This is a genomic window from Anabaena sp. AL93 (assembly GCF_001672085.1).
Classification (GTDB): Bacteria; Cyanobacteriota; Cyanobacteriia; order Cyanobacteriales; family Nostocaceae; genus Dolichospermum; species Dolichospermum heterosporum.
The window spans coordinates 14,601-38,726 of the sequence record NZ_LJOU01000057.1 but is presented as its reverse complement, the minus strand read 5'-3'; the positions used below and the strand labels follow the sequence as shown (position 1 = coordinate 38,726).

20 protein-coding genes and 1 other RNA gene are annotated in these 24,126 nt (G+C 38.7%); 17 read left to right on the top strand and 4 right to left on the bottom strand.

Going from position 1 to position 24,126, the window contains the following annotated elements:
* Nucleotides 1-104: 104 nt before the first annotated feature.
* From rpsL to AN486_RS15560, 6 genes are all read left to right on the top strand, one after another.
* Complete coding sequence (gene rpsL, locus AN486_RS15585) at nucleotides 105-488, top strand: 30S ribosomal protein S12 (protein ID WP_015078104.1); 384 nt, start codon at nucleotides 105-107, stop codon at nucleotides 486-488.
* 381 nt (nucleotides 489-869) lie between these two features.
* Complete coding sequence (gene rpsG / locus AN486_RS15580) at nucleotides 870-1,340, top strand: 30S ribosomal protein S7 (protein WP_027402058.1); 471 nt, start codon at nucleotides 870-872, stop codon at nucleotides 1,338-1,340.
* A 178-nt stretch (nucleotides 1,341-1,518) separates the two neighbouring features.
* A complete protein-coding gene (fusA, locus tag AN486_RS15575; protein WP_053538425.1) occupies nucleotides 1,519-3,597 on the top strand; it encodes an elongation factor G in 2,079 nt (692 codons plus the stop codon).
* A gap of 22 nt (nucleotides 3,598-3,619) precedes the next feature.
* Nucleotides 3,620-4,849 (top strand): elongation factor Tu, encoded by a 1,230-nt coding sequence (tuf, locus tag AN486_RS15570; protein ID WP_168634945.1) that lies wholly within the window; start codon nucleotides 3,620-3,622, stop codon nucleotides 4,847-4,849.
* A 164-nt stretch (nucleotides 4,850-5,013) separates the two neighbouring features.
* Nucleotides 5,014-5,331 (top strand): 30S ribosomal protein S10, encoded by a 318-nt coding sequence (rpsJ, locus tag AN486_RS15565; protein WP_015113498.1) that lies wholly within the window; start codon nucleotides 5,014-5,016, stop codon nucleotides 5,329-5,331.
* 146 nt (nucleotides 5,332-5,477) lie between these two features.
* Nucleotides 5,478-6,128, top strand: coding sequence for an LON peptidase substrate-binding domain-containing protein (locus tag AN486_RS15560; RefSeq protein WP_015078098.1), 651 nt, complete (start codon nucleotides 5,478-5,480; stop codon nucleotides 6,126-6,128).
* Between the two features lie 12 nt (nucleotides 6,129-6,140).
* Here the strand turns inward: AN486_RS15560 and AN486_RS15555 are convergent, their stop codons facing one another.
* A complete protein-coding gene (locus tag AN486_RS15555; RefSeq protein ID WP_053538422.1) occupies nucleotides 6,141-6,704 on the bottom strand; it encodes a WD40 repeat domain-containing protein in 564 nt (187 codons plus the stop codon).
* A gap of 1,118 nt (nucleotides 6,705-7,822) precedes the next feature.
* On the opposite strand from AN486_RS15555, the gene AN486_RS15550 reads away from it, so the two are divergent.
* The 6 genes from AN486_RS15550 to mutS all read left to right on the top strand — a co-directional run bounded on the left by AN486_RS15550 (nucleotide 7,823) and on the right by mutS (nucleotide 18,290).
* Nucleotides 7,823-8,857 (top strand): helix-turn-helix transcriptional regulator, encoded by a 1,035-nt coding sequence (locus AN486_RS15550; RefSeq protein WP_168634947.1) that lies wholly within the window; start codon nucleotides 7,823-7,825, stop codon nucleotides 8,855-8,857.
* An 827-nt stretch (nucleotides 8,858-9,684) separates the two neighbouring features.
* Nucleotides 9,685-11,049 carry an AAA-like domain-containing protein gene (locus AN486_RS15545; RefSeq protein ID WP_290601433.1) on the top strand — a complete coding sequence of 455 codons (1,365 nt, stop codon included), beginning with the start codon at nucleotides 9,685-9,687 and terminating at the stop codon, nucleotides 11,047-11,049.
* A 365-nt stretch (nucleotides 11,050-11,414) separates the two neighbouring features.
* Complete coding sequence (locus tag AN486_RS15540) at nucleotides 11,415-13,544, top strand: AAA-like domain-containing protein (protein WP_053538419.1); 2,130 nt, start codon at nucleotides 11,415-11,417, stop codon at nucleotides 13,542-13,544.
* 590 nt (nucleotides 13,545-14,134) lie between these two features.
* The gene (locus tag AN486_RS15535) at nucleotides 14,135-14,671 is read left to right on the top strand and encodes a GNAT family N-acetyltransferase (RefSeq protein ID WP_168637127.1); all 537 of its coding nucleotides are present in this window, start codon (nucleotides 14,135-14,137) and stop codon (nucleotides 14,669-14,671) included.
* Nucleotides 14,672-15,099: 428 nt separating this feature from the next.
* Nucleotides 15,100-15,288: a hypothetical protein gene (locus AN486_RS15530; protein WP_053538417.1), complete on the top strand. Its 189-nt coding sequence runs from the start codon at nucleotides 15,100-15,102 to the stop codon at nucleotides 15,286-15,288.
* A gap of 401 nt (nucleotides 15,289-15,689) precedes the next feature.
* Nucleotides 15,690-18,290 (top strand): DNA mismatch repair protein MutS, encoded by a 2,601-nt coding sequence (mutS, locus tag AN486_RS15525; protein ID WP_168466579.1) that lies wholly within the window; start codon nucleotides 15,690-15,692, stop codon nucleotides 18,288-18,290.
* 106 nt (nucleotides 18,291-18,396) lie between these two features.
* Here the strand turns inward: mutS and AN486_RS15520 are convergent, their stop codons facing one another.
* Nucleotides 18,397-18,852 carry a DUF29 domain-containing protein gene (locus AN486_RS15520; RefSeq protein ID WP_168466564.1) on the bottom strand — a complete coding sequence of 152 codons (456 nt, stop codon included), beginning with the start codon at nucleotides 18,850-18,852 and terminating at the stop codon, nucleotides 18,397-18,399.
* A 213-nt stretch (nucleotides 18,853-19,065) separates the two neighbouring features.
* Nucleotides 19,066-19,389: a hypothetical protein gene (locus AN486_RS15515; protein ID WP_053538415.1), complete on the bottom strand. Its 324-nt coding sequence runs from the start codon at nucleotides 19,387-19,389 to the stop codon at nucleotides 19,066-19,068.
* Between the two features lie 433 nt (nucleotides 19,390-19,822).
* Here AN486_RS15515 and AN486_RS15510 point away from each other — a divergent pair, with 433 nt between their 5' ends.
* The 3 genes from AN486_RS15510 to ssrS all read left to right on the top strand — a co-directional run bounded on the left by AN486_RS15510 (nucleotide 19,823) and on the right by ssrS (nucleotide 21,686).
* The gene (locus tag AN486_RS15510) at nucleotides 19,823-20,311 is read left to right on the top strand and encodes a pentapeptide repeat-containing protein (protein WP_290601426.1); all 489 of its coding nucleotides are present in this window, start codon (nucleotides 19,823-19,825) and stop codon (nucleotides 20,309-20,311) included.
* Nucleotides 20,302-21,462, top strand: a complete 1,161-nt coding sequence (locus AN486_RS15505) for a 5-(carboxyamino)imidazole ribonucleotide synthase (RefSeq protein ID WP_290601424.1) — start codon at nucleotides 20,302-20,304, stop codon at nucleotides 21,460-21,462. The genes AN486_RS15510 and AN486_RS15505 overlap by 10 nt, the downstream gene beginning before the upstream one ends.
* A 39-nt stretch (nucleotides 21,463-21,501) precedes the next feature.
* A non-coding RNA gene (gene ssrS, locus AN486_RS15500) (6S RNA) lies at nucleotides 21,502-21,686 on the top strand.
* Between the two features lie 37 nt (nucleotides 21,687-21,723).
* Here the strand turns inward: ssrS and AN486_RS15495 are convergent.
* Complete coding sequence (locus tag AN486_RS15495) at nucleotides 21,724-21,867, bottom strand: hypothetical protein (RefSeq protein ID WP_290601422.1); 144 nt, start codon at nucleotides 21,865-21,867, stop codon at nucleotides 21,724-21,726.
* 127 nt (nucleotides 21,868-21,994) lie between these two features.
* On the opposite strand from AN486_RS15495, the gene rimP reads away from it, so the two are divergent.
* Nucleotides 21,995-22,456, top strand: a complete 462-nt coding sequence (rimP, locus tag AN486_RS15490; protein WP_053538413.1) for a ribosome maturation factor RimP — start codon at nucleotides 21,995-21,997, stop codon at nucleotides 22,454-22,456.
* Nucleotides 22,457-22,731: 275 nt separating this feature from the next.
* Complete coding sequence (gene nusA, locus AN486_RS15485) at nucleotides 22,732-24,009, top strand: transcription termination factor NusA (protein ID WP_174763439.1); 1,278 nt, start codon at nucleotides 22,732-22,734, stop codon at nucleotides 24,007-24,009.
* The last annotated feature ends 117 nt before the right edge of the window (nucleotides 24,010-24,126 follow it).

Genomic DNA, 24,126 nt, shown 5'->3' with positions numbered 1-24,126 from the left:
TTCCCTATTCCCTCCCAAAAATGATTGACAGAAAATCAAAAAAAAAGATATAATCAGGATTTGTTAAAACTTAGATCATAAAGCAGCTTCACGCGCTGTAACTCATGCCAACAATACAGCAGCTAATACGTAGTGAACGCGAACTAGCGCGTCAAAAAACCAAGTCCCCTGCTCTGAAGCAATGCCCGCAACGGCGAGGCGTTTGCACCAGAGTATACACAACTACACCTAAAAAGCCTAACTCAGCACTCCGCAAGGTAGCCAGGGTAAGACTTACCTCTGGATTTGAAGTAACAGCTTACATCCCAGGTATCGGTCATAACTTACAAGAACATTCCGTAGTTATGATTCGTGGTGGTCGGGTCAAAGACTTGCCCGGAGTTAGATACCACATTATTCGTGGCACATTAGATACAGCCGGAGTTAAAGACCGCAAACAAGGCCGTTCCAAATATGGAACTAAGCTCCCAAAAGCAGGTAAAAAATAGGTAGGCGGCGGTTAATCGCGTTAAATACGGTTAATCGTCCTCCCTGCAAACTGCGTAATAAACCAGCAGTAACGAATTTTTTTTCAGAAAATCAAACTGGATCTGGCATAAAAACAAGTTGTATGAGTTTGGAGAAGATAATCTTGTCAACGATAACAGCACTTTAATCTAAATTTTAAAGTTGATTACGTTGTCGTCTTCTGTGTCTGGTAGCAGATAATAAGTGAATTAATTCAGCCTCCTCTCAACTGATAGCGATCGCATGGCGCAAGCCATAAAGGAAAATGCAGGAAAAATCAGCGGCTAATTAAACCGCTTTTAGTTTCCTGTGTTCTGATAGCATATAATTTCGTGGTCAAATTCCGTATTCAAGGATGAAGTATGTCTCGTCGTGGTGTTAGTCAAAGGCGTGCAGTCCCGCCTGACTCAGTGTATAATAGTCGCCTAATCAGCATGATGATGCGACGGATAATGCGTCATGGCAAAAAATCAATTGCCGCAAGAATAGTTTATGACGCTTTGAAAACTATTGAAGAACGCACTGGTGGAAGTCCATTAGAAACTTTTGAAAAAGCAGTGCGTAACGCTACACCATTAGTAGAAGTAAAAGCTCGCCGAGTTGGTGGAGCAACTTACCAAGTACCAATGGAAGTACGTACAGATCGCGGTACTACCCTAGCGTTGCGGTGGTTGGTGCAGTATTCTCGCCAACGTCCAGGAAGAACTATGGCTGGGAGACTAGCTAATGAATTAATGGATGCTGCGAATGAAACTGGTAGTGCTATTCGTAAGCGCGAAGAAACACATCGGATGGCGGAAGCGAACAAAGCGTTTGCACATTATCGTTACTAACTAGAAAAACGATATATCGTCTTCTCGTGTGCGGTATATCGTAGAATTTATAGCTAATGCCCAAAAAGGCAACTGCCTAGCTAGGCTAACAAAAAAAGACGGTTTTCCGTAAAAGTATAGAATCTTAACAAAGAGTAATATACAAGATATCATGAGGCGACAACGTTAGGAGGTAACTGTGGCACGCACGAACCCGCTAGAGAAAGTACGCAATATCGGTATTGCGGCGCATATAGATGCGGGCAAAACAACGACAACAGAGAGAATATTATTTTACTCTGGGATCATTCATAAAATTGGCGAAGTTCACGAAGGAACTGCTGTTACAGACTGGATGGAACAGGAACGGGAGCGGGGAATTACCATCACTGCTGCTGCCATTAGTACCAGTTGGAATGATCATCAAATTAACATTATTGATACTCCCGGTCACGTGGACTTCACAATTGAAGTTGAACGTTCCATGCGAGTATTAGATGGTGTAATCGCTGTATTTTGTTCCGTAGGTGGTGTCCAACCACAATCAGAAACAGTATGGCGACAAGCAGACCGCTATAAAGTCCCTCGCATTGCCTTTATTAATAAGATGGATCGCACTGGTGCGAACTTCTATAGAGTGCATGACCAAATGGTCGATCGCTTGCGAGCTAACGCCATTGCTATTCAACTGCCTATCGGTAGTGAAACTGAATTTAAAGGGATTATAGACTTGGTGAAAATGTGTGCATATATGTACACAAACGATCAAGGAACTGATATCCAAACCATAGAAATTCCCGCCGAACTAGCCGAAAAAGCAGCCCAATACCGCACCAAGTTGGTAGAAGCAGTATCAGAAACTGATGACACGCTGATGAATAAGTACTTCGATGGCGAAGAACTGACAGAAGCAGAAATCCGTACTGCTCTCCGTAAAGGAACAATTGCTGGGACAATCGTACCAGTGCTTTGCGGTTCAGCCTTTAAGAACAAAGGCGTGCAATTGATGTTGGATGCGGTGATAGATTACCTACCATCACCACTGGAAGTTCCACCAATTCAAGGCACACTGCTCAACGGTGATCCCGTTGAACGTCATGCTGATGATGAAGAACCATTATCAGCTTTGGCATTTAAGATTATGGCTGATCCTTATGGTCGCCTCACCTTCGTTCGTGTTTATTCTGGTGTGCTGAAGAAAGGTAGTTACGTTCTTAACGTCAGCAAGAATAAAAAAGAACGAATTTCTCGGTTAGTGCTAATGAAAGCAGATGACCGACAAGACGTGGATGAACTACGGGCAGGTGATTTAGGTGCTGCATTGGGATTAAAAGACACCTTGACAGGTGATACCCTTTGTGATGAAGGTTCACCAGTAATTTTGGAATCCCTATTTATTCCTGAGCCTGTGATCTCGGTAGCGGTTGAACCCAAAACCAAGAACGACATGGACAAGCTTTCCAAGGCTCTGCAATCTTTGAGTGAAGAAGACCCCACCTTCCGTGTGCGTGTTGATCCAGAAACCAACCAAACCGTAATTGCGGGCATGGGAGAATTGCACCTAGAAATTCTCGTAGATCGGATGTTACGGGAATTTAAAGTAGAAGCAAACGTTGGTGCGCCCCAAGTGGCTTACCGCGAAACCATTCGCAAAGCCGTCGAGAAAATTGATGGTAAATTTATCCGCCAGAGTGGTGGTAAGGGTCAGTACGGTCACGTGGTGATCAATTTAGAACCAGGTGAACCCGGTACAGGTTTTGTCTTTGTTTCTAAAATTGTCGGTGGGATTGTACCTAAAGAGTACATAGGACCGGCTGAACAGGGCATGAAAGAATGTTGTGAATCTGGTATTTTAGCTGGATATCCACTCATTGATGTCAAAGCCACATTAATACATGGTTCTTACCATGATGTAGACTCTTCAGAAATGGCTTTCAAAATTGCCGGTTCTATGGCAATCAAGGAAGCGGCTACAAAAGCCTCTCCTGTGATCTTAGAGCCGATCATGAAAGTTGAAGTTGAAGTACCTGAAGACTACATCGGTAACGTGATTGGTGATTTAATCTCCCGTCGGGGACAGATTGAAAGCCAAAGCACTGAACAGGGACTGGCAAAAGTGGTATCGAAAGTTCCATTGGCAACCATGTTTGGTTATGCCACTGATATCCGGTCGAAAACCCAAGGTCGAGGTATCTTTACAATGGAGTTTAGTACCTACGAAGAGGTGCCTCGCAGCGTGGCTGAGGGCATCATTTCAAAAAGTAAAGGGAACGCTTAATTAAAAAAGGAAACGATTATTCATGGCACGCGCAAAGTTTGAAAGAAATAAACCTCACGTTAATATCGGTACTGTTGGTCACGTTGACCACGGCAAAACTACTTTAACAGCAGCCATTACAATGACCTTAGCGGCTATGGGTAACGCTGTGGCTAAAGGCTATGACCAAATTGATAATGCACCTGAAGAAAAGGCACGGGGTATTACAATCAATACTGCCCACGTTGAGTATGAAACCGAAAAACGCCACTATGCTCACGTAGATTGTCCTGGACACGCTGACTATGTGAAAAACATGATCACTGGTGCGGCGCAAATGGATGGAGGCATCCTCGTAGTTGCAGCCACAGATGGTCCTATGCCCCAAACCCGTGAACACATCCTCTTGGCAAAACAAGTGGGTGTTCCTAGTCTGGTCGTCTTCTTGAACAAGGAAGATATGATGGATGACGAGGAATTGCTGGAATTGGTAGAAATGGAATTGCGGGAACTGCTCACCGACTATGATTTCGATGGTGACAATATTCCCATTATCAAAGGTTCAGGTCTACAAGCTCTGCAAGCAATGACTGAGAATCCTAAAACCCAGCGCGGTGAGAATAAGTGGGTAGATAAGATCTATGAATTGATGGATGCTGTAGATGCTTACATTCCCACTCCTGAGCGGGCTATAGATAAGCCCTTCTTGATGGCTGTAGAAGATGTGTTCACCATCACAGGTCGCGGTACTGTGGCTACTGGACGGATTGAGCGTGGTGTTGTTAAAGTCGGTGATACTGTAGAATTGGTAGGTATCAGAGATACCAAGACTACCGCAGTCACTGGGATCGAAATGTTCAAGAAGAGCCTTGATCAAGGTATGGCTGGGGATAACGCGGGTGTACTACTACGCGGTATGAAAAAGGAAGACATTGAGCGGGGTATGGTAATAGCTAAACCAGGCTCAATTACACCTCACACTCAGTTTGAAGGTGAAGTTTACGTTTTAACAGAGAAAGAAGGTGGTCGGAAAACACCATTTTTCTCCGGTTATCGTCCTCAGTTCTATGTGCGGACAACTGATGTAACTGGTACAATCAAAGCCTTTACCGATAGTGATGGTAAAGATGTGGAAATGGTTATGCCTGGCGATAACATCAAGGTAACAGTAGAATTGATCAATGCGATCGCTATTGAACAAGGTATGCGCTTCGCTATTCGTGAAGGTGGACGGACTATCGGTGCTGGCGTTGTCGCTAAAATCTTGAAATAACACTCACCTTTTTGCTCTTATTCAAAAGGAGTAGAGATGAATTATATAATCTCTGCTCCTTTCTATTCCCATAAACAATTTTAAATTTCAGATTTGGGATGGAATTTAACATCTAAAAATCTAAAATCTAAAGTCTAAAATTTACCGAACCTGGAAAACTAAACATGGCAACTCTACAGCAGCAGAAGATTAGAATTCGTTTAAAGGCATTTGACCGACGTTTATTAGATACATCTTGCGAGAAGATTGTAGACACCGCTAACCGTACCAACGCCACAGCTATCGGACCAATTCCTTTACCCACAAAACGCAAGATATATTGCGTACTGCGATCGCCTCACGTAGATAAAGATTCCCGCGAACACTTTGAAACCCGCACCCATCGCCGGATTATTGACATTTACCAGCCTTCTTCTAAAACCATTGATGCACTCATGAAGCTAGATTTACCTTCTGGTGTAGATATTGAAGTCAAATTGTAAGTTTGTCATTAGTCAATAAATAAGATCCCCGACTTTTTAGAAAAGTCGGGGATCTCTTGTTTTCTTAATGATAAAATATAAACAAAGTGCGGGTAAATTAGAGAAAAATATAATACTTTAAGAATACAATTTATACTCAAATAACCATGACATCTTCCTCTAAAATTGCAGTGCGTGAACTACCTCTATTCCCATTACCCGAAGTGGTTCTATTTCCGACCAGACCATTACCTCTACATATCTTTGAATTTCGCTACAGAATCATGATGAATACGATTTTGGAGAGCGATCGCCGATTTGGGGTATTGATGATTGATCCCACCAAAGGGACAATTGCTAATGTTGGTTGTTGTGCCGAAATTCTTCATTATCAGCGGCTACCTGATGACAGAATCAAGCTATTAGCTTTAGGACAACAAAGATTTCGGGTTTTAGAATATGTCCGCGAAAAGCCTTATCGCGTTGGTTTGGTAGAATGGATTGAAGATCAACCACCAGCTAAGGATTTACGTCCTTTAGCATCTGAGGTAGAACAACTGTTGCGGGATGTGGTTCGTCTCTCAGCCAAATTAACAGAACAAGAAATTGAATTACCAAACGATTTACCAGATTTACCCACAGAACTATCTTATTGGATAGCGAGTAATCTCTATGGTGTTGCTCCCGAACAGCAAGCATTATTAGAAATCCAGGATACAGTTGCTCGTTTAGAACGAGAAGCGGAAATTCTCACTTCTACTCGTAATCATTTAGCAGCGCGTTCTGTGCTTAAAGATACGTTTAATGAGATGGAATAAACTGACCAAACTTTAGACTTTCAAAGTTTGTACACAGCATCCAGTTTCCAGATTCCACAACTTGATTGTGTTATCTTCACTTGCTGTGGCTAAGATTTGCTCTGTGGGATGAAAAGCAACACTCCATACACAAGCATTATGTCCTTCTAGAGTTTGCACACATTTTCCTGTGGCTAGATGCCATACTTTAACTATATGGTCATTGTTAGCACTTGCAATAAATTGAGCGTCAGGACTAAAAGCCATCGGCTTAAAAATGCTAATATGTCTATTAAATTGTTGTTTACTATTGCTGATTTCTTGTTCCTGTATAATTCGCTTCAAGACTTTGTGCAGGTTGCTTTTGGTGACTTTTTCTCCTAAAGCTTGGGAGAGCGATCGCCATAGTTCTGAGCCAACGTCTTTAATGTAACCAAGATCGTAATCGGAATCTATAGCCATGTCTAAGTACGTCTGTCCAGTCCAAGACTGACGGAATACAATCTCTTGAACTGTTCTCAAGCGTCCCCGCTTTAATAACTGTTCAACTAGTACAAGAGCTTCTCTATCCGTAATTATCACTTCTTCAAGGGTCATTTACTCTTTTGGCAAAGTTAGTATTACAAGGGTGAGTTGATTGTTGTATTATACGGAGTGCGTGATTTGGTTCTTGTGACATATTTATTTAGTCACAATAGTGACATAAAAACCTCGTCGTTGTCAACGCATAAAAGTAAATTTTAAATATAGGGGAACACCAAAAAATAAATTACCCAATTTTGTGGGATGGGCATCCTGCCCGTCCTTGATGATTAGCGGGCTTTTCGTCCCCCACCACAAGAAATTTTTGGGTATTTTTTTAATTGGAAGTCCCTAGGCTCCTATTTGATTTTGATACAAGTAGGTGGGCGTTAAAAATTGTCGTTGGGGCAAGGGAACAGGGAACAGGGAAGAGGAAGAGAGTTTTGAGTGATTTTACTTTTCTTCACATACCTTTAAATTTTCTGTTCACCTACTTACTGAAAACGGTTAATAGTTTAACCAAATATGAAACCCCTCTGGTAAGTAGTGGGACAGAATTAATTACACAATGTCATTGCGTAAGCGTTGCGTGGCGTTAGCCATATGGAACGAAGTGAAATGAAGCAATCGCAAGGGTTGTGATTGCTTCGCTTCGCTCACAATGACTGTAAATATTTTGGTCCAATTACTTAAACCTCTCCCCGCACCTCTCCCTAACCCTCTCCTAAGAGGAGAGGGAAAAGGAATAATATTTAATACTGGAGAGGCTTTGAACTTGTTCTTTGTAAGTAGTGGGACAGAATTAATTACACAATGTCATTGCGTAAGCACAGCGTGGCGTTAGCCATATGGAACGAAGTAAAATGAAGCAATCGCAAGGGTTGTGATTGCTTCGCTTCGCTCGCAATGACTGTAAATATTTTTGTCCAATTACTTATGATAAAAAGGTCCAGCTTCTAGCAGTTTTGAGTATAGCTTGCGTAGCATAGCCATACGTCGGGAGTTTCAGATCCCCGACTTCTCTAAGCAGTGGAGGATATTTCAGCAAAAAGGTCAACATTCTTACAAAAAAATGCCCTCACAGACGACTTTTATGGCTTACGCTACGCTATCAGCAAACCCTATATAGAAGTTAGGAATAATTTTAATAAAAATAGTCACGTCTGTGAATAAAATCCTGGTATAATCAAAAGATGAACCAACAACAGTTTGAACTTATATTTGAAAACCTGACAACCAGACCAAAGGAAGTCTTGCAAAGGATATTAGCGGGTGAAACAGATGCAGATATAGCAGTAGCTATGGAAATTGGAGAGCCTACAGTCAGAAAACATATTGAAAGAATATGTGAAAAATTTGGACTGAGGAGTGAACATACTGATAGTCGCCGCTACAAACGCTCAGAGTTAGTGACACTGGTTGCTAAGTATAAGCCTAACTTACTAACTGAATATCAGCTTAAATTTACAGATAAAGTAGCAGAAATTACAGATAAAGATGACAATAATATCTGCGAATTTATATTACAATTACTATCAGTCAACCAACCCATAAATGAAGAATTTAAGAAATTTATACTGCGTTTTAATTGCAATGAGCAGGAGAAGAAACAAATTGCTAAATCTCTGAATAAAACCGGATATCAACACTATTTGAATAGTGATCTTAACACAGCCTTATCCTATTTAAAATTAGCAATTGAATTTAAACCTGATTTAGCAGCGGCTCATTATAATTTGGGAGCAACTTACGAAAAAATAGATCATTGGACTCAAGCTTGTGAACATTATAAAATTGCTATGCAATATCAAAATCGGGCTGGAGAAGCTGCAATTAATAATTTAGCTCGATTGGAAATTTTACAAGGAAATAGTTCTGCTGCTGTGGAAATGATTTCGCCAATTTTATCAAAGGTTAAAGATCATACAGTCAAAGCTGCATTACATAAAAACCTTGGTTGGGCTTATTTTCAGCAAAATTTTTATGAACAAGCAAAACAGCATTTATTCATATCTTTAGAATTGGAAAATGATTATGTTCCAGCCTATTGTTTATTAGCACAAGTCCAAGCAGCAGTAGGAGATAAAGAAAATTCTCTAATATTCTGGAGAAAATTCTTAGAATCTTATTCCCAAGAGCAAGAATTAAAAAGTGTTCAATGGCATTTACCAGAACTAGAAATTTGGAAACTTGATGCTATGAGAAATATTATGGAAACAGCGATATAAATATGACTTACGCACAAGTCACAAAAGAATGAACCACGTTCGCGTAGCGTCCCGCAGGGATAGGAACGAAGGACACGATGGAAAGAGAGTTTAAGAGGTTGTTTGAAAAGTCATGATTGTTGTATCAAATGTTTTACCCCTCCCTAACCCTCCCCTTATAAAGGGGAGGGAACTGGATTTTTATTGTTTCCCCCCTTTACAAGCTATCGTGTAGACACAAGTTAAATTACCCCCCTTTCCCCTTATAAAGGGGGGTAACAATGTGATGAAAATTACGGGATACCACTTTAAAAACATCCTCTGAGAGATATTTTGCGTAAGTCCTAATAAATAGGAAAATCGCTGTAATTTTTTTCGATATAATATCAATTGGGAGGAACGATTGGATCATCATCCTCATCATCACCATTAATAATGTTTCCTATCATTGATAATGTAAATATCATGGCTCATTTCTCCATTGAGATTAATTGATGAATAAATCAAGAAGAAGCGAGGGTACCCATTTTGCTGTTTAAGTTTCTTGTTTCATATCTTTTGATTTGATGTTTTTATTATGGGTGGATTTGGAGAAAGTTCAAACACTAAAAAATAGGGAATATTTATCTAGGTTTAGCAGCAATTTAAACTCAAATCAGTAGTAAAAAATAAGTGGGAGTTATATTTATTAATTAAAAAGTAGGGAAAAGTAAGGTAGAACAATAAGATCCCCAAGATCCCCGACTTCTTAAAGAAGTCGGGGATCTGACCCATAAATTAGGATAATTGCTTGATCCAATAATCAAATTACGGTAAAATAATGAACATTGATTTTATGTATATTATTTATGTCTTTCAAAGTAGATATATCTTGGGAGCAAATTCAAGAATTTGTGGATGAAATTGTATGGAAATATACTGACAAACATCTAAGCGATGTGGAAGTACAGGTACTCAAAGGAAGTTGGGAAGGGAAAAGGTATGAAGATATTGCTACAGCACTACATTTAACTACTACATATATTCAAAATGATGTTGGTGCTAAATTATGGAAAAAGCTCACAGATATTATTGGAGAACCAGTGAGTAAAAGTAATTTTCGTCAAGCACTGTATCGGGAAAGAGAAAAACGAAAAACACCACAAATAGTTTTATCTATGAACAGACTGGAACTTCCTCATAACCCAGTATCCCTAAATTCTCCCTTTTATGTAGAGCGATACTCCATTGAGTCTCAAAATTATACGATTGAATCTTTATGTTATCAAGCGATCGCTCAACCTGCTGCACTTATTCGCATCAAAGCACCAAGACAGATGGGAAAAACCTCACTACTTGACAGAATTTTAGCTCAATCACGTAAATATGATTATCTAACAGTACGCATAAATCTACAAGATGTAGATGAATCAAACTTTAGCAATTTAGATAATTTTTTACGTTGGTTTTGTACGTACATTAGCCTAGAATTAGGGATTACAGATCGGGTTGATGATTTTTGGAAGCAGCCTATTGGTAGTAAAATTAGTTGTAAAACCTATCTACAAAACTACATTCTTAAAGAAATTAATAGTCCTTTAGTGTTAGCTTGTGATGAAATAGATCGAGTTTTTAACTACCCTCAAATTTCTCAAGACTTTTTTGGACTATTGCGAAGCTGTCATGAAGAAGCTAATAATCGAGATATTTGGAAACAACTGCGATTAGTTGTGGTGCATTCCACCGAAAATTATGGATTATTAGATATCAACCATTCACCTTTTAATGTGGGAGAACCAGTAGAATTAACGGAGTTTACCGCAGAACAAGTACAAGATTTAGCACAGCGTCATCAACTTAATTGGAATCATAGTTTAGTGCAAAAATTGATGGCTATGATAGGAGGTCATCCATATTTAGTTCGGGTAGCATTTTATCACCTCGCTCAACCTGCTCCCGGAAAGTGGGGAGATATCAAACAGTTATTGCGAGATGCTCCTACAGATGTAGGTATTTATACTCAGCATTTACGTCGGCTATTGGGAATGCTCAGGGAAAATACAAGACTAGCAGCAGCATTCACAAAGGTTATTAGCACTACTGAACCAGCACAATTAGATTCCATACTTGGATATCAATTGTACAGCATAGGACTAATTAAATGGCAAAATAATCAAGTTATGCCTCGCTGTGAGTTGTACCGTCAGTATTTTGGAGAAAGGTTGGAAAGTTGACAGTCTCAATGTGTAAGTATTCAGCTATAGCACTCGTTTATACCCAGATCCCCGACTTCTGACATCAATTTATAATTTGTGGACACAATAAGTAATTAGACAAAAATATTTACAGTCATTGGGAGGGAAGGGAAGCAATCACAACCCTGGCGATTGCTTCATTTCACTTCGTTTCATATGACTAACGCCACGCTGCGCGAACAGAATGACATTGGGTATTTCTTTCTGTGGAGTTCTCTAAATAAAAGAAGTCGGGGATCTTATCACCCCACCTGAATTCTTACCTCAATGTGATATAGTAATCCCATCTAAGTTGTAACAATTAATTTTTATTATCCACACAAATGAACTCTGGCGTATCAATTATGTCAGCTTTTAATTATTACAAAGTTGGGGGTAGTTTACCATCTGACATTCCCAGCTATGTAAAACGACAAGCAGATGAAGAACTGTATCAAGGTTTAAAAAATGGAGATTTTTGTTGTGTGTTCAATTCTCGACAAATGGGAAAATCTAGCTTGCGGGTACAAACTAGAGAAAAACTTGAGTATACAGGAATAAGATGTACTTCCATTGATATGACAACTATTGGTAGCTGTGAATCCACTGCTGAAAATTTCTATGCGGGTATAACCTTTGAATTGTGGAATGGTTTTTTTGATGACTCATCTACTTTTTCTCAATGGTGGGAAAACCATATATTTTTGTCACCAGTGCAGCGATTAAGTCAGTTTATTGACAAAGTTTTATTAACCAAATTACCTCAAGATATTGTTATTTTTATTGATGAAATTGATAACCTAATTAACAGAGAAACTAAAGATGAATTTTTAGAATTTATTCGTGCTTGCTATAATCAACGTGCAGAAAAAACAGAATATAAACGAGTTACTTTTTGTTTACTGGGAGTGGTAACACCATCAGATTTAAAGGATAAAATGGGTACACCATTTAATATTGGTAGAACAATTGAGTTGACTGGGTTCAAAATACAAGAAGTGATCCCATCTTTATCTCAAGGATTGCTTGAAAAGGTAGATGATCCTGAAATTGTTTTAGAACAGATATTATATTGGACTGGAGGACAACCATTTCTAACTCAAAAACTATGCAAATTAATTATTGAAAAAGCTGAAACCCGAAAGCCTAATATTAATAATCTAGTGCAAAATTATATTATTAAAAATTGGGAATTTCAAGACGAACCGGAACATTTAAGAACTATTAGGAATCGGCTGATTGCGGAGAAGGAACTTATTTATAAAAAGTTAGAAATTTATAGACAAATATTGAGAAGTTACAGCATAGATACTGATGATACACCGGAAAAAATGGCATTAAGATTGTCAGGACTGGTAGTTAAACAACAAGGAAAAATGAGTATTTATAACCCTATATATGAAAAAGTTTTTAATGAAGATTGGATTGATAAACAATTATCTTTAATATCAGTATCTCCCTCATCAGAGATAAATTCTGATTCAAAAAATATCAAATTTTTAAACAAATTTTTGAGTCATGGTGTATTAGCAACTATAGCAATTATTCTATCTGTAATTAGTGGTACATCACTATCTTTTTCATATATAATAATTGACAGTAACCCTTGGCAGCTTGCATTTAATCAAAATGGAATGGGAGTGATATATGAATTTATTCGTACTTGTTTTTTATTAATGTTAGAAGTGTATTTAGTAGGTTATGAATTTAAGCAAGATGTCATTCATTTGATCTTGGATAAAAAGTTTGTTTTCAGACGCAAGGTAATGTTTTCTATAGCCTTAATATTTTTAACTATTGTGCTATTTCATCACTTGTGGTATGCTCCTCATGAATTATTGGCAAATGATCAAGTTAGCAACAATGAATATTTTGATAGTTATCTACTACCCTATATATGTTATTTGCCATATTCCTTAATTAACTTTATTTGTATAGGTTCTGTTTTAGCCAATTTGAGTATAAATATTGTGATAGAAGATTGTAAGCGGATTGGTCTAAAAATGCAAGAATATAAAAACTATCTAGGAGAAATTAGTAAGGATTCAGGAAAATATACTGCTGAGGATATTTCTGTGATTAATCAGGGAATTATTCAGCAATTAAAGCAAATATATTTAGAGTTTGGTCGAAAAACTCAACCGCATCTTAATCTATTTTTAGGGATTCAAATTGCTATTTCTACATTGGATACAAGTAATTTTTCAAAAAGTGCCTATACATGGACACAATTATTTCTTACATTTAGCTTAGTTCCTCCTATAAGTACATTGATTCTATGGGGATTATTAGGATACAATAAAATATTAGATCAAACTAACGAAGTTTTATTTAATTTAAACTGTGATTTCAGTGAAATTGAAAAAAAGTATAATCCTTTAAATTTGTTAAAGAAAATTTTTATATCAAATTTTTTCTTTTGGATAATTTGTATAATATTTTTATTAAAAATAATCTATTTGATATTTACGTCTTATTTCAAATGGTCTAGTTGATATATATAGCGGTTCTTACAGGATGTTTTAAAAGTGGTATTCCGTAATTTTCATCACATTGCTACCCCCCTTTCCCCTTGTAAAGGGGGGAAACAATAAAAATCCAGTTCCCTCCCCTTTACAAGGGCAGGGTTAGGGAGGGGTAAAAAATATTTGATACATCAACCATAACTTTTCAAACACCCTCTTAGTTGAGTGAAATACAAGAACCCCACCCCCCAACCCCCTCCCCGCAAGCGAGGAGGGGGCTATAATATATCTCATGTGGATACTGCTATAGAATTTTGTGGTTCTAATAGGAAATTTTTCGGCGTTGGTGAATGAAACTATGAATTAGTCTCACGCAAAGGCGCAAAGATTAAGAGTTTCAGGAAGGGAATTTTTGATTTTCATACCTCAGAGGATATTTGAAAAGTATCAGAATTAATCGAGATCCCCCCAACCCCCCTTTGTAAGGGGGGCTAAATTCCTCAAAGTCCCCCTTTTCAAGGGGGATTTAGGGGGATCTGCGGGTGTCAGATCCCACACGAAAAAGTTTTCAAACAACCTCTCAATTCAGCAATACCAATTTTTCACTACCTCCTTGATTTATGTTCAAAATCTCCAAAAGAAAAGTTACAAAAGCAGAAGCAGAGTTACTTGTTAGACAAATAAAACTAACACCTAATATTATGGGTTATTCATTAACGGAATGGATGTCAGCCGAATATATTATAGTTGCGGAAGATGAAAATGGTAAGATGGTAGGAGCTTGTTTAAATTATGATTTTCATACAAATTGGCATAAGATAGCTGCATTATTTGTGATGGAAGAATATAGGGGTATGGGTTTGGGAAAAATGTTATTTTATGAATCATATCAGGATGCGATAATTAGGGGGAAAAATATATATACGATGAGTATTAATGAAATTGTGATCAAAATGATGCAGGATTTAGATTTTTTGACTTTTAATAGTTTATTACAAATGCCAAGAATAACTAATGGAGATAAGTTAATATTTTATTTCCATTCTCTTCTATGGTTGATGAATTTTTACAGGGTTAAGGAAATTATCAGAAAAACCATAGTTTATAACCATCACAAAACTTTTGTTTATGGAATCAAGTATTGCAGTAGTAAATGATAATATTTTTATTAATTTATATGTATATAGGTTTGTCTATGTAGTTTCTAACTAAGCAAAGCTCTTTTTGATGTAAGTATTATGCTCTAGCACGATATTAGATTAATTTATAAGTATATGTATAAATAGTAAGTTTTGTTTATTTAAAACTACAATTAAGAAAGAAAAATTGCAGTTTATTACAGCATACATTGCAGAGTATAGTCTTTTTTTATTTAAAAAGTTTACATAAATTTACTTATCAAAAATATCCGACCTTTTCCGACCTTTAATTTTTATACATAGCTGTAGAGTATTGACATGAATAAATTGGAGTACCAACAAGAAGTAGATAAGGATTTAAACGCCTGTTGTCTCTATTTTCAACAAGTGCTTTAAATGCCATTATGCGATGTCTTAATTTTTAATTATTTTTAGGAGGACTCACAATGCGTAAATTATTTCTGACATTGACCATACCACTCTTCACTATGGCAATTGCACCTGCTATCTTTAATGCACCTGCACAAGCTGAAACAAAAACTTTTAATAGACCACGTACTCGCAGTGTTGATTTAGACTGGTGTTTGACTTGGGATGCTAATTGTGGTGAACCAGCAGCTAAAGCTTTTTGTTGATCTAAAGGCTTTAAACTAGCTACAGATTATGACAAGACTAGTAGAAAAGTCACAAGACCAATACGTGATAATTTTTGTAAAATAGGAGTTAACAGTGATCATTATGATGGTTTTAGCTTCATAGAATGCTCGAATACTGATGATAATTAGAAAAAAACTAGCTTAAATATCTGTGATCATCGCATTTCCATAATTCTATTATTGTGTGCGATCGCATTTCCATAACTCGATTATTGTATGCGATCGCATTTTTACCACAATAACAGCAACAATGGCTGGATCAACCAGTAACCCTAACTAAAAATAAATAAACCTTAAGCGATCGCACCCTATCCCCCACATCAAGCTATGATCGAATAGAGTGCCAAAAATCTGTTGCCAATAAATTCTCAGCATCTACCATGACGACTTCCACACCAGAACCCAATCAACCCAACACATCACTTACTGATACAAATCTGGTAGAAGACCGCAGTAAGCTGAGTAAGATGTATCAGCATTATGTAGAAGTGAAAGATAAATATCCTCATGCGTTGCTGCTGTACAGAGTTGGTGATTTTTTTGAAACTTTTTTTCAAGACGCTGTAACCGTCTCCAGGGAATTAGAATTAGTTTTAACCAGTAAACATGGTGGTGAAGTCGGTCGCGTTGCCATGACAGGTGTACCTCATCACGCTTGGGAACGCTACACAACTCAACTAGTGGAAAAAGGTTATGCAGTGGTAATTTGCGACCAAGTAGAAGACTCCGCTGATGCCATTGGTTTGGTCAAGCGAGAAGTAACCCGCATCCTCACTCCAGGGACATTATTAGAAGAGGGGATGCTCAAAGCCAGTCGGAATAACTACATAGCGGCTGTGGTAATTGCTGTCAATCATTGGGGTTTAGCCTACGCAGATATATCAACAGGAGAATTTCTCACATCTCAAGGTAGTGATTTAGAACACCTGACTCAAGAGTTAATGCGGTTGCAACCTTCAGAAGTCCTATTTCCCACCAACGCCCCCGATTTAGGTAGTTTACTGCGTCCTGGGGAAACCTCCCCATCTCTTCCCCAATGTTTACCACCATCATTCTGCTATAGTTTGCGATCGCAAGTCCCCTTTTCCCAAGCAGAAGCTAGAAGTAAATTATTGCAGAAATTCAAAGTGCGATCGCTCGAAGGTTTAGGTTGTGAACATTTACCCCTCGCAGTTCGCGCTGCTGGTGGTCTTTTAGAATACATCGAAGACACACAAAAAGCCCATCCTGTCTCCCTGCAATTATTACGCACCTATACCTTAACTGATTATTTAATCGTCGATCATCAAACCCGTCGTAACCTAGAAATTACCCAAACCGTCCGCGATGGTACATTTCACGGTTCTCTATTATGGGCTTTAGATAGAACTAGCACCGCAATGGGTAGCCGAGCTTTAAGAAGATGGTTGTTACAACCGCTACTGGAGATTAAAGGGATTAAATCCCGCCAAGATACCATCCAAGAATTAGTAGAAAATACGCCCTTACGTCAAGACCTGCGGCAGTTATTAAGACAAATTTATGATTTAGAGCGGTTAACAGTCAGAGCCGCCTCTGGTAGAGCAAATGCCAGGGATTTAGTCGCCTTAGCTGATTCTTTCTCCCGTTTACCCGAATTATCTCGCTTAGTTGCCGATGCCCGTTCCCCGTTCTTAAAAGCTTTGCAAAAAGTCCCACCCATCCTCGAAGAACTAGCAGAAAAATTACACGCTCACATCGTAGAATCACCACCGACTCATCTCAAAGAAGGTGGTTTAATTCGGGCGGGGATGAATCCGTTGTTGGATGAAAGAAAAGCCACTGTGGAAAGTGATCAACAATGGATTGCCAACTTAGAAGTTGATGAAAGAGCCAGAACAGGAATCCCCACTTTGAAGGTAGGATTTAATAAAACTTTTGGTTATTATATCAGTATTTCCCGCAGTAAATCCGACCAAGTTCCCGATAATTACATTCGTAGACAAACTTTAACAAATGAGGAACGTTACATCACTCCTGATTTAAAAGAACGAGAAGCACGCATCCTCACAGCGCGAGATGATTTAAATCAGTTGGAATATCAGATTTTTGAAGCATTACGCAATGAAGTGGGTTCTCAAGATGAAATCATTCGGAATATTGCCCGTGCAGTAGCCGCGTCGGATGTATTATGTGGTTTGGCGGAATTAGCTGTCCATCAAGGTTACTGTCGTCCTGAGATGGTTACGGGTCGGGAAATTGACGTAATTGATGGTCGTCACCCAGTGGTAGAACAGTCTTTACCTGCTGGTTTTTTTGTCCCTAATTCGACTTGCTTAGGGGGGAAGGAAATGAACCACGAAGGAGCGAAGGAAGCGAAGGAAGAGGAAAAGAAGAATTTATCTTCCCCTGATTTAGTGATTTTAACCGGTCCAAATGCGAGTGGTAAGAGTTGTTATTTGCGTCAAGTTGGTTTAATTCAGTTAATGGCGCAGGTGGGTAGTTTTGTGCCGGCGCGGTCTGCTAAATTGGGAGTGTGCGATCGCATTTTTACCCGTGTTGGTGCTGTAGATGATTTAGCCACAGGTCAATCTACCTTTATGGTGGAAATGAATGAAACTGCCAATATCCTCAATCATGCAACGGCAAAATCTTTGGTTTTGTTAGATGAAATTGGTCGGGGAACAGCAACTTTTGATGGTTTATCAATTGCTTGGGCTGTAGCAGAATATTTAGCAGTTGAGATTAAATCGCGGACGATTTTTGCTACCCACTATCATGAGTTAAATGAATTAGCTACAATTGTTTCCAATGTCGCAAATTATCAAGTTACAGTTAAAGAATTACCAGACCAAATTATCTTTTTACATCAAGTTCAACCCGGTGGCGCTGATAAGTCCTACGGAATAGAAGCCGGAAGATTAGCAGGTTTACCGACAGTGGTAATTCAACGGGCAAAACAGGTGATGGGACAAATCGAAAAACACAGTAAAATAGCCATGGGATTGCGTGAAGGACTTTAATATGAGGCTTCTTCGTCTAATGAAGTACAAAATTATCTGCGTTCATCTGTGTTTATCCTCTTCCATCTGCGGTTAATTCTTTCTTCATTGACTTATAGAAAAATTATCATTCCCAATCTTGAAGAGTATCACACAAAAAATTATCAGCAATTATATCATCAAATAAATAGGGGCAATCTTCAGGAAAAGTTCTTAATGGTAAATTAGTTTCTCGTAAGGCTAAATCAACTCCTGTTTCAAAAGCATCTAACATAGCTTCTGTTATCCGAGATTTTAAACTAGGGTTTTGTCTGAGATGTCTTTGAATAGCACGACGTTGTTCTCTAATTGTGAGAAACCAACTGCGAGAACGTTGTTCAGGTTGATATTCCCATTTCAATAAATGACCAATTAACACACCCAAACGACTTATCAATTCTCGATATTCATGTCTTCCCAAAGATTGAATTTCCTCTTGCAAATGTTGCCAGTCTAATTCTACAACTAGCTTTTGTTCTAAAGCTTTTGCTTGTTGTTGTGTCCAAGCATAGAAGTCTTGATTATACAAGGAAAAGTTATCCATATTCAGCGAATTTCATTTTCATTTTTAATGATATTTTAATCATATAACTTACAAAATAAGTCAGCAGTCAGAAATTTTTCAAAAAAGGGGCGTTGCTGATTAAGAGTATGAATTTTAGTCTCACGCAAAGGCGCAAAGGCGCAAAGACGCACTGAGGTTTGAGTTTTAGGTCAATGGATTAATCTTAATATCTTAATTTTCATCTGCAAAACTCTAAATATCCTCTGGTTCAAATTGTGCCACTGTGACAGCATTAAACGCAAAAGATAACACTAAAGGAATCGGACATTTCCACAAAAAAGTATAAATCACTGCTAAAATAGTGGTGGATATGGCAGCAAAAGCCCAGTAAATTTCCTGATTGGTTAAGCCGTTTTCTTCTTTAATTACTCTTAACACATTCATGGGAATTGGTTCTGGCATCACTCCCCCCGGAGGAAACGCCCAATAATTACCACGTCTCTCGACAAATAAATCTGTCCAGCCATTTTCTAAGCACCACGCTTCAATCCATTGAATAGAGTAATGATTTATCATATAAATACCAATTTTGTATTATTGATGTATGCTGTTCGTCAATTTTAATAAGTTCAAGATTCTTAGTCAGATATAGCAGCAGTCAATAAGTAAAAGATTTCTACTGGATAATTTTTCCCATAAACTTTTTACCTTATTTAAGTACATACTCGCTATAACCGTTGCTGATGATATTCAATTTCATGTCAACATTTAAATGGTTATCAAATATTTTTAGGCATCAAAAACCCCGCCCCCACGGCTACCTCTACGATCCATACATTATCAGTTTTTTTCACTACTAGACTTTAAAAGATAAAAAACTTTACTTGTCATCAAATTTAATGAATTATTGTAAACAGTAATTGGAAAAAGGAGTAATTGCCATTAACCTTCATGCAACGCCCGAATTATCAACTGTTAACTATTCATCACTAATTGGGACTCATTAACTATGTTTTGGCAACAAGGCTTAGGATGGATTTTGGGAATTATGCTTTGGTTCATCCCACAAACAGCATTGGCAGACTGGACACATCCTTTATCATATAGTAATGCAGAGTTGTCAAGACAAGACTTTTCAGGACAAAGTTTACAAGCTGCGGAATTTTCTAACGCTAACTTGGAAATGGCTAACTTTACAGGTGCGGATTTGCGAGGAACAGTTTTCAGTGCTTCAGTCATGACAAAGGCAAATTTGCATGGAGCAGATTTAACCAATGCGATGATGAATGAGGTAAAATTAATAGGTGCTGATTTAAGTAATGCCGTTTTAATCGAAGCTCTTTTACTCCGCACTGTCTTTACAGATGTTAATATCACAGGTGCAGATTTTACAGACGCAATTCTAGATAAAGCGCAAATTAAGGAGCTATGTCAAAAAGCCAGCGGTGTAAATTCTCAAACTGGTGTAGAAACTCGTGAGTCGTTAGGATGTCAATAAAACTTGGTATAATCGGTGGTGGGCAACTGGCTTGGATGATGAAAGATGCAGCAAATAAGTTGGGAGTAGAACTAATAGTTCAAACTCCTAGTGCAAATGATCCAGCCGTATCTGTTGCCCAAGATAGCATTTTTGCCGCAGTTGATGATGCTGCAGCCACAGAAATTTTAGCAACAAAGTGTGATATCGTTACCTTTGAAAACGAGTTTGTGGATCTTGCTGCTTTATCACTACTAGAAAAACAGGGTGTCTGTTTTCGCCCGACCTTAGCAGCTTTAGCACCTCTGTTAGATAAATATGAACAACGGTGCTATTTACGGGATTTAGGTTTGCCAGTTCCTCAGTTTTTAGCATTATCAGGGAAAAAAGCGGTAGAATCTCAGATTGAAAACTTGGGATTTCCGGTGGTTCTCAAAGCGCGAAGACATGGATATGATGGTCAAGGAACTTTTATCATTCCCGATTTTCCGACCTTATCAAAAATAGTTAATCAAAGTCGTACCCAGTTTTTAGTCGAAGAATTTGTACCTTTTACCAAAGAACTGGCGATAATTGCAGCCCGTTCTGTAAATGGGGAAATTATCATCTATCCAGCGGTAGAAACTCGCCAAGAAGAACAGGTTTGTCGGTGGGTAATTGCCCCAGCTAAAATCACCCAAGAGCAAAATTTAGAAATTGAAGCGATCGCCCATAAACTATTAACTAGCCTTCAATATGTAGGAGTCTGTGGCATTGAACTATTTCTCACCGCCGCGGGTAAAATTCTAATTAATGAAATAGCACCACGCACCCATAACTCTGGACATTTTTCCCTGGATGCTTGTGAAACTTCCCAATTTGAACTACATCTGAGAGCGGTGTGTGGTTTACCATTAACCAATACTAGATTACGTTGTGCTAGTGCTGTGATGGTTAATCTGCTAGGATATGAAAGCAGCCATAGCGACTATCAGAAACAACGTCAACAACTTGCCGCTATTCCCAAAGCTACTGTCCACTGGTACGGCAAAACAGAAGCTCGTCCAGGACGTAAACTAGGACATATCACCGTTCTCCTGGAGCAAGATACTCTGGATGAAGCCAAAGACACCATACACAAAATTGAATCCATCTGGTATCCCCCAGCAAAAATTTGCCAAAATTTTCCCTAAATAAATACACAAACTATTTTTCAAAGCTATAATGAGTTAGTTGCACTACGACGATTGGTGACTGCCATCAAGTTTTTTGATCTATGTCTTTAACAACAAGGGAGCTAAACAATTCTCGTGGCAGTATACCGGGCTTGTACCCGGAAACTTTAAATGAGAACCCTCAGTTCCCACCTGGTTTAACCAGGTCATAAACTTAGGTAAAACGGCGTTGTGGTGAACTAAAAATTTTAGCTCCCTGGTTGATGAAACTGGGGAGCTTTACGATATTTGCCTGACATTTGGAGGCAAAAAGCAAAATACAGAGAGAAAAAGATTTTCCCAATGACCAATGACCAATGACCAATGACCAATGACCAATGACCAATGACCAATGACCAATGACCATTTTTTCAAGTCTGTCATGACGAACTGAAGAAATAGGCTACACTCATCTTAGGGGCGAACTAATGCAGTTCGTCACAAGACTTCTTGGAAGATATCCCTGTCGCAGGAAGTGGGTTGAAGCCCACTTTTTTTATTGAATTCTCCCATGACTCATCCTTTAATACCACAAATTATTGATTTGGCGACACCAGTAGCCACAGAACTAGGATTGGAAGTTGTTAGTATAGTTTTTCATACGAACCAAAGCCCCCCAGTCTTGCGAGTAGATATCTTTAATCCTCTACAGGACATTGGCCTGAATGATTGTGAAAGGATGAGCCGTGCCTTAGAAGCGTCATTAGATGCGGGAGAGATCATTCCAGACGCTTATGTATTGGAAGTATCCAGTCCTGGTATTTCGCGGCAACTGGTAACAGACAGGGAGTTTATTTCCTTCAAAGGATTTCCTGTAGTTATTTCCACTTCCCCACCCTACGAACAACAGCAAGATTGGATAGGTCTATTGGTGCGTCGGGATGAAACCACAGTTTACCTTAATCAAAAAGGTCGTGTAATCAAAATCCCGCGTGACCTCATTACCAAAGTACAAATAGATGAGCGTAGCTAATCAATTTTAGATTTTAGACTTTGGATTAGGGACTGGTAACTGGTAACTGGTAAGGAGTAATTGGTTATGGAAACAATACCTTCGCCAAATTGGAAACCGCCATTCTTTGTAGATTTGTAGGTTGGGTTGAGGAACGAAACCCAACAAATGCGTTGGGTTGCACTGTTGCTTAACCCAACCTACAAAGAATGGCGAAGGTATTGAAGAAAACAATTATTTCTTAACAATTATCTAATTGTGCTGACTAGCTTACATAAAATTTTAGGAGACTGCGTATGTCAATGGTGACTTTATCTGGATTAAAAGAGCTAATTGAAAGTATTAGCAAAGAACGAAATTTGCCGCGTTTGGCTGTACAAGCGGCTATTAGAGAAGCCTTAATTAAGGGTTACGAACGTTATCGTCGCGCCCAAAATTTAGAACGCAGACAATTTGATGAAGAGTATTTTAATAATTTTGAAGTAGAATTGGATATAGAGGGTGAGGGATTTCGGGTTCTTTCCACCAAAACTATTGTTGATGCAGTTAGTAATACTGATCATCAAATTTCCTTAGATGAGGTACAGCAAGTAGCCCCTGAAGCTCAACTGGGAGATTCTGTGGTATTGGATGTCACCCCAGATCAGGGTGAATTTGGGCGCATGGCAGCCATGCAAACTAAGCAAGTATTGGCGCAAAAGTTGCGAGATCAACAACGTCAAATGGTGCAAGAAGAGTTTCAAGACTTAGAAGGCACGGTTTTACAAGCTAGAGTATTGCGATTTGAACGTCAGTCTGTGATTTTGGCTGTGAGTAGTGGATTTGGACAATCAGAGGTAGACGCGGAGTTACCCAAGCGAGAACAGTTACCCAATGATAACTATCGTGCTAATGCAACTTTTAAGGTATATCTGAAAAAAGTTTCCCAAGGACAGCAACGGGGTCCACAGTTGATGGTATCGCGTGCTGATGCAGGTTTAGTAGTTTATCTATTCGCCAATGAAGTCCCAGAAATTGAAGATGAGGTAGTGCGGATTGTGGCTGTAGCCAGAGAGGCTAATCCTCCTTCTCGTTATGTCGGACCCCGGACAAAAATTGCTGTTGATACCTTAGATCGGGATGTAGACCCCGTTGGCGCTTGTATTGGTGCGAGGGGATCACGAATCCAGGTAGTAGTTAATGAATTACGTGGTGAAAAAATAGATGTGATTCGCTGGTCTCCAGATCCAGCTACCTATATTGCTAATGCCTTAAGTCCAGCACGGGTAGATGAAGTTAGACTGATGGACCCAGAAAGTCGCCAAACTCATGTGTTAGTTGCGGAAGATCAACTAAGTTTGGCTATTGGTAAAGAAGGGCAAAATGTGCGGTTAGCAGCCCGTCTCACTGGTTGGAAAATTGATATTAAAGATCAGGCTAAATATGACCAGGAAGCTGAAGATATTAAATTTGCAGCGGTGAGAGCGCAAAATCAACCACGAAATGATGAGGATGATAGGTCTGACCGAGAATATGAAATGGCAGAAGAATTAGAATTGGATGAGGATAGATTCAACAATAGGGAGGAAGATTAATTCCCCAAATTTGCCTGCAATAATTTGAGAAAGTAAGGGAAGCAGGGAGCAGGGAGCAGGGAGCAGGGAGCAGGGAGCAGGGGGAATATTTCTTCCCAATGACAACTGACATTAAAA